The following is a 6,481-nucleotide window of genomic DNA, read 5'->3' on the forward strand; positions in this document are numbered from 1 at the left end:
GCGGATGCCGCTGGTCGGCATCCTGCTGGCCGCCGGAAGGGGCAAGCGTTTCGACCCTTCCGGCGTGCAGAACAAACTGCTGCAGCCGCTGGCGGACGGCGACGCCGTGGTCCTCGCCAGCGCCAGGAATCTGCTCGCCGCGCTGCCGCGCGTGGTCGCCGTGGTGCGGCCGGGCGATGATCGCGTGGCCGCGCTGCTCGGCGCGGCCGGCTGCGAGGTGCGTGTTTGCGCCGACGCCGACAGCGGCATGGCCGCCTCGCTCACCCATGCGCTAGACTACGCCCGTGGCGCGCCCGGCTGGATGGTGGCGCTGGGCGACATGCCGTATGTGCGGCCCGCGACCATGCGCCTGCTGGCCGAGCGCGTCGAAGGCGGCGCCCGCATCGCCGCGCCGCTGTACCGGGGGCAGCGCGGCAATCCGGTGGCCTTTTGCAGCGACTACCTGTCGCTGCTGCTGGCGCTGGACGGCGACCAGGGCGCGCGCGCCATCCTGCACAGCCACGCCGTCTGCGATGTCGAGGTCGACGACGCCGGCGTGCTGCGCGACATCGATTTGCCGAACGACCTGGCGCCGCCAGGCTGAGGCGCCGGCAGCTGCAACAAGCCACCCACAGGCAGAGGGCCGGGGTCAGACCCGGCGGGTCTGACCCCAGATTGATGCCTGTGGCTTGGTTTTCCAAGAACACGAGGACAGAATGAAAAAACCAAACAACAAACAGCCCGCCATCGCCTACACCATCGTCCCCAAGGACCTGGCCGGGCATCTTTTCCAGGTCACCTTGACGGTCGAGGCGCCGGCCGCCGACGGCCAGCAGTTCGCGCTGCCGGCCTGGATCCCGGGCAGTTACATGATCCGCGAGTTCGCCCGCAACATCGTGCAGATCCGCGCCGAGAGCCGTGGCCAGCCGGTCGCGTTGACCAAGCTGGACAAGCATTCCTGGCGCGCCGCCCCGGTCAAGGGCGCGCTGACCTTGGAGTACGAGGTCTATGCCTGGGACCTGTCGGTGCGCGCCGCCCACCTCGACCAGACCCACGGCTTCTTCAACGGCACCAGCGTGTTCCTGCGCGTGCTGGGCCAGGAGGCGGTGCCGCACCAGGTCGACATCCAGCGCCCGGCCGACGCCGCCGCGCGCAACTGGCGCGTCGCCACCGCGCTGCCCGAGCTGAAGGCCAAGCGCTACGGCTTCGGCAGCTACCTCGCGCTGAACTACGACGAGTTGATCGACAGCCCGGTCGAGATGGGCGACTTCGCCCTGGCCAGCTTCAAGGCGCACGGCATCCCGCACGACATCGTCATCAGCGGCCGCGTGCCCAATCTGGACATGGCGCGCCTGTGCGCCGACCTGAAGGCGATCTGCGAAACCCAGATCGCCTTCTTCGAGCCGCGCAGCAAACGCGCGCCGATGGAGCGCTACGTCTTCCTCACCCTGGCCGTCGGCGACGGCTACGGCGGCCTGGAACACCGCGCTTCGACCGCGCTGATCTGCGCCCGCGCCGACCTGCCCAGCAGCGCCGCGCCGAAGACGGCCGAAGTCAGCGACGGCTACCTGCAGTTCCTCGGCCTGTGCAGCCACGAGTACTTCCACACCTGGAACGTCAAGCGCATCAAGCCGGCCGCCTTCGCGCCCTACGATCTGCAGGGCGAGAATTACTCGCCGCTGCTCTGGCTGTTCGAAGGTTTCACCAGCTATTACGACGATTTGATGCTGGTCCGTGCCGGCATCATCGGCGAGCCGGCCTACTTCAAGCTGCTGGCCAAGACCATCGGCAGCGTGTTGCGCGGCAGCGGCCGTGGCAAGCAAAGCGTGGCCGAGTCCAGCTTCGACGCCTGGACCAAGTACTACCGCCAGGACGAGAACGCGCCCAACGCCATCGTCAGCTACTACACCAAGGGTTCGTTGGTCGCGCTGGCGCTCGACCTGAGCATCCGCGCCAAGAGCGCCGGCAAGAAGTCGCTCGACGACGTCATGCTGGCGCTGTGGCAACGCTACGGCCGCGATTTCTATCCGACGCTTGGACGCGGCGTCACCCCGGCCGAGGTGGAGGCGCTGTTCGACGAGATCAGCGGCATGCGCCTCAAGCCCTTCTTCGACAAATACGTGCGCGGCACCGACGACCTGCCGCTGGCCAAGCTGCTGGCGCAGTTCGGCGTCAAGTACAACGACGAGCGCAAGTCGGCCAAGCCCAGCCTGGACGTCAACGCCGGCCGCGACGGCAACGACTGCAAACTGTCCAGTGTCCACCAGGGCGGCGCGGCGCATCAGGCCGGCCTGTCGGCGGGCGACCTGCTGGTCGCCATCGACGGCCTGCGGGTCACCGCGACCAATCTGGACACGCTGCTGTCGCGCTACGGCGTCGGCTCCGAGGTCGAGGTGCACGCTTTCCGCCGCGACGAGCTGATGAGCTTCCGCCTGCGACTGCAGGGCGATCGCGTACCCGGCATCACGCTGGCGCTGGCGCCGGCCGGCAAGAAGGCCGCCGGCCCGTCGCGCCCCAGCGCGCCGCGCTGATCGACTCACCCGGGGCCGCGCCGCCATCGCCGCGCGGCCCATCGCCGCGCGGCCCATCGCGCTGCCGGCGTGCGCCCCGCAGTGTGCGCGCCGGTCTGCCGCGCCGCTTGCTCCGCCCTGCCACTTTCATCGCCGCGATGTTCAAGGGCGTCGTTCTGGTCTAGAATCCGCTTACGCAAGTCGATACCACTTACCATACCGGATAGCTAGTGACCCTGCTCGACCCCTCAACGATCATCTTGATGTCCACCTTGATGGGCGGGGCAATGAGTATCGTATTGTTCTCCGCCCACCGCAGCTTCCCCAGCGAGATCCATGGCCTCGACCACTGGGCCAGAGGTCTGCTGTGCATGATCGTTGGCGCCGTGCTGTTCAATCTGCGCGCCGTGCTGCCGTCGGCGCTGGTGCTGTTGGGCGCCAATTCCATGCTGCTGTGGGGACTGGGCCTGTCGATGATCGGCACCGAGCGCTTCTACCATCGGCGGCCCAGCTGGCGCGCCTTCCATCTGGTATGGGTGCTGGGCATGACCGGCATGGCTTGCTGGCTGCTGTTGTGGCCGGACTTCCAGGCCCGCGTCGCGGTGTTCTCCTTCCTCGTGTTCGGTTTCTACGCGCGCCAGGTGCAGCTGATCTGGCGCCATGGCGAGCGCCACTTCGCCACGCGCTTCTTCGGCGTGCTGATGCTGTTCCAGACCGTGGTGGTGGCGATTCGCGGCGGTCTGGCGCTGTTCGGCAGCGCCACCAGCGTCGACCTGATGCGCGGCGGTACCTTCGCCAGCTTTTACCTGGCCACCGCCAACTTCATGGCGCTGTTGCTGGCCGTCGGTTTCATGACGGTGGCCACGCGCCGCCTGCAGAGCATTCTCGAACTGCGCTCCACCCTCGACCCGCTGACCTGCGTGCTGAACCGGCGCGGCTTCGCCGACGTCTACGCCAAGGAGCGGGCGCAATTGCGCCGCGCCGCCAAGGGCATGACGCTACTCAGCATCGATCTGGATTTCTTCAAGCTGATCAACGACCAGCACGGCCACGCCATGGGCGACCGCGTGCTGGTGCATGTCGCCGCCACCATCGGCAAGACCTTGCGCGAGTCGGACCACATGGCCCGTTTCGGCGGCGAGGAGTTCGTCGTGCTGCTGCCCGACACCGCCGTCGAGCGGGCCGTCGGCGCCGCCGAGCGGATTCGCCTGGCGCTGCGCGCTCCCCGCCCCGAGGGACTGCCGGTCTACACGGTCAGCGTTGGCGTGGCTTGCCAGCGCAACGCCGCCGAGGATTTAGACAGCCTGTTGATGCGCGCCGACGCGGCGCTCTACCGTGCCAAGGCCAACGGCCGCGACCGCGTCGAGGTGGCCGAGCCGGCCGGCCCGCCGCCGTCGATGCTGCAGGCGATCCGCGCCTAAGTTCGCAGCTGAGCAGCACTTCCAGGCATGACGTCCCGGCTCGACGTGCCGGCGCGCCGCCCCGTCCCATCCCGGCTACTGCGGCCCGGCCAGTGTGCGTAGCTGGAATTTATAGTCTTTGTTGAACAGGAAAGTCTCGGAAAATACCAGGGTCTTGTGGCCGAAGCGCAGCAGGTGGCCCGGCTTGGGGTAGGGCGTGCCGGCCGCCAGCGCGGCCAGCGCCACTTTGGACGCGGCGTTGTCGCGCGAGCGGTGCACGCGCGCCTCGCTGACACCGCCGTCGCGGTCGATGCCGATGTCGAGCACGACGATGGCCGGCAGCATCGGCGGCAGGCGGCCGCTGAAGGTTTGTTGGGGATTGCTGGCGAGGATGCGCTCGGCCACCAGCACTTTGTACTCGTCGATATTGCTGGCGACGCGCGGCAGTGCCGCTGGCGCGTCGGCGGCGGGCGGCGTCGGCGCGGGACTGGTCTTCGGCAGCGCCGGCGGCTCCTTGTGGCAGGAGGCCAGCAACAGCGCGGCGCCGGCGGCAACCGCGATCCTCAAAATATGCTGTGATCGGGTTGCCATGGCGATGAACTCCGGATTAGTTGAACAGGCGGTGCAGCTCGGCGCCGGGATCCGGCGCGCGCATGAAGGCTTCGCCGACCAGGAAGGCATGCACGCCGGCGTCACGCATGCGCTGTACGTCGGCCGGCACCATGATGCCAGATTCGGTCACCACCAGGCGCTCGGCAGGAATCCGTTCCAGCAGGTCCAGCGTGGTGTCCAGCGAAGTCTCGAAGGTGCGCAGGTTGCGGTTGTTGATGCCGACCATCGGTGTCTTCAGGCGCAGCGCCGCCGTCAGTTCATCGCCGTCGTGCACTTCGACCAGCACGCCCATGCCCAGCTCGTGGGCGCAGGCCTCCAGCTCGGCCATCAGGCCGTGGTCCAGCGCCGAGACGATCAGCAGGATGCAGTCGGCACCCATGGCGCGCGCCTCGTAGACCTGGTACATGTCGATCATGAAGTCCTTACGCAGCACCGGAATGGCGCAGGCGGCGCGGGCTTGCCGCAGATAGGCGACCGAACCCTGGAAAAACTGCTCGTCGGTCAGCACCGACAGGCAGGCGGCGCCATTGCTGGCGTAGCTGGCCGCGATCTCGGCCGGGCGGAAGTCGGCGCGCAGCACGCCCTTCGACGGCGAGGCCTTCTTCACCTCGGTGATGACGCCGGCGGCGCCGCTGGCGATGCGCTGGCGCACGCTGGCTTCGAAGTCGCGCAGGTCCAGGCGCAGTTCGGCGTTGCCCTCGACTTCGCCGCGCAGGCTGGCCAGGCTGCGGTGTTTTTTGGCGGCGGCCACTTCGTCGGCCTTGACGGCCAGGATTTTGTTGAGGATGTCGGACATGATGGGTACCAGATAAGAGGGGCGGAGCGTCAGTGTTGTGTGGCCGGTGCCAAGCGCATGCCGAGCGCCAGGAACCGAGCGCCGGCGACGCGGTTCACTTAGTTGTTGGCGCCAAGGCTTTGCGTGACCTCGACGAATTGCTTAACCTTTTCCAGCGCCGCGCCGGAGGTGATGGCGAGGCGCGCCAGGCGCAGGCCGTCCTCGATCGAGCTGGCGCTGCCGGCGGCGTACAGCGCGGTGCCGGCGTTGAGCGCGACGATGTCGTAGGCCGCGCCGGGCTCGCCGCGCAGCGCTTCCATCATCTTGGCCTGCGACTCGGTGGCGTTGGCCACCTTCAGGTTGCGGCTGGCGATCATCTGCATGCCGAAGTCTTCCGGATGGATCTCGTATTCGCGGATCTCGCCGTTGACCAGCTCGCCCACCACGGTGGCGGCGCCGAGCGAGACCTCGTCCATATTGTCGCGGCCGTAGACCACGATGGCGTGCTGGGCGCCCAGGCGCTGCAGCACGCGCACCTGGATGCCGACCAGATCCTGGTGGAACACGCCCATCAGGATGTTCGGCGCGCCGGCCGGATTGGTCAGCGGGCCGAGGATGTTGAAGATGGTGCGCACGCCCAGCTCGCGGCGCACCGGCGCGGCGTGTTTCATGGCGGCGTGGTGGTTGGGCGCGAACATGAAGCCGATGCCGGTCTGGGCGATCGACTGGGCGATCTGCTCCGGCTTCAGGTTGATGTTGGCGCCCAGCGCCTCGATCACGTCGGCGCTGCCGGACGAGGAAGAGACGCTGCGCCCGCCGTGCTTGGCCACGCGCGCGCCGGCGGCGGCGGCGACGAACATCGCGGTGGTCGAGATGTTGAAGGTGTGGGCGCCGTCGCCGCCGGTGCCGACGATGTCGAGCAGGCCGCTGGTGTCGGCCATCGGCACCTTGGTGGAGAATTCGCGCATCACCTGGGCGGCGGCGGCGATTTCGCCGATGGTTTCTTTCTTCACGCGCAGGCCCATGGTCAGGGCGGCGATCATCACCGGCGACATCTCGCCCGACATGATCTGGCGGAACAGGTGCAGCATCTCGTCGTGGAAGATTTCGCGGTGTTCGATGCAGCGCAGCAGGGCTTCTTGATGGGTGATCGGCATGATGATTCCTTCTTCAATAATGAGGACGCGGGTCGCAATGAAGGACAG

The 6,481-nt window shown here is 67.9% G+C and carries 6 protein-coding genes; 3 read left to right on the forward strand and 3 right to left on the reverse strand.

Annotated features, from left to right (window positions below):
* The first annotated feature begins 4 nt into the window (after positions 1-4).
* The 3 genes from H7U20_RS21730 (at position 5) to H7U20_RS21740 (ending at position 3,910) form a co-directional block, all read left to right on the forward strand.
* The gene (locus tag H7U20_RS21730) at positions 5-583 is read left to right on the forward strand and encodes a nucleotidyltransferase family protein (protein ID WP_199761228.1); all 579 of its coding nucleotides are present in this window, start codon (positions 5-7) and stop codon (positions 581-583) included.
* A 112-nt stretch (positions 584-695) separates the two neighbouring features.
* On the forward strand, positions 696-2,510 hold the full coding sequence (locus H7U20_RS21735; protein ID WP_199761229.1) for a M61 family metallopeptidase: 1,815 nt from the start codon (positions 696-698) through the stop codon (positions 2,508-2,510).
* A gap of 266 nt (positions 2,511-2,776) precedes the next feature.
* The gene (locus H7U20_RS21740) at positions 2,777-3,910 is read left to right on the forward strand and encodes a GGDEF domain-containing protein (RefSeq protein ID WP_233410977.1); all 1,134 of its coding nucleotides are present in this window, start codon (positions 2,777-2,779) and stop codon (positions 3,908-3,910) included.
* Between the two features lie 75 nt (positions 3,911-3,985).
* Here H7U20_RS21740 and H7U20_RS21745 read toward each other — a convergent pair whose 3' ends face one another.
* The 3 genes from H7U20_RS21745 to trpD all read right to left on the reverse strand — a co-directional run bounded on the left by H7U20_RS21745 (position 3,986) and on the right by trpD (position 6,433).
* A complete protein-coding gene (locus tag H7U20_RS21745; RefSeq protein WP_199761231.1) occupies positions 3,986-4,480 on the reverse strand; it encodes an energy transducer TonB in 495 nt (164 codons plus the stop codon).
* A 16-nt stretch (positions 4,481-4,496) separates the two neighbouring features.
* Positions 4,497-5,297 carry an indole-3-glycerol phosphate synthase TrpC gene (trpC, locus tag H7U20_RS21750; RefSeq protein WP_199761232.1) on the reverse strand — a complete coding sequence of 267 codons (801 nt, stop codon included), beginning with the start codon at positions 5,295-5,297 and terminating at the stop codon, positions 4,497-4,499.
* Positions 5,298-5,395: 98 nt separating this feature from the next.
* Positions 5,396-6,433: an anthranilate phosphoribosyltransferase gene (gene trpD, locus H7U20_RS21755; RefSeq protein WP_199761233.1), complete on the reverse strand. Its 1,038-nt coding sequence runs from the start codon at positions 6,431-6,433 to the stop codon at positions 5,396-5,398.
* Positions 6,434-6,481 lie beyond the last annotated feature (48 nt).

The sequence above is a fragment of the Rugamonas violacea genome (genome assembly GCF_016461825.1).
GTDB lineage: Bacteria > Pseudomonadota > Gammaproteobacteria > Burkholderiales > Burkholderiaceae_D > Rugamonas.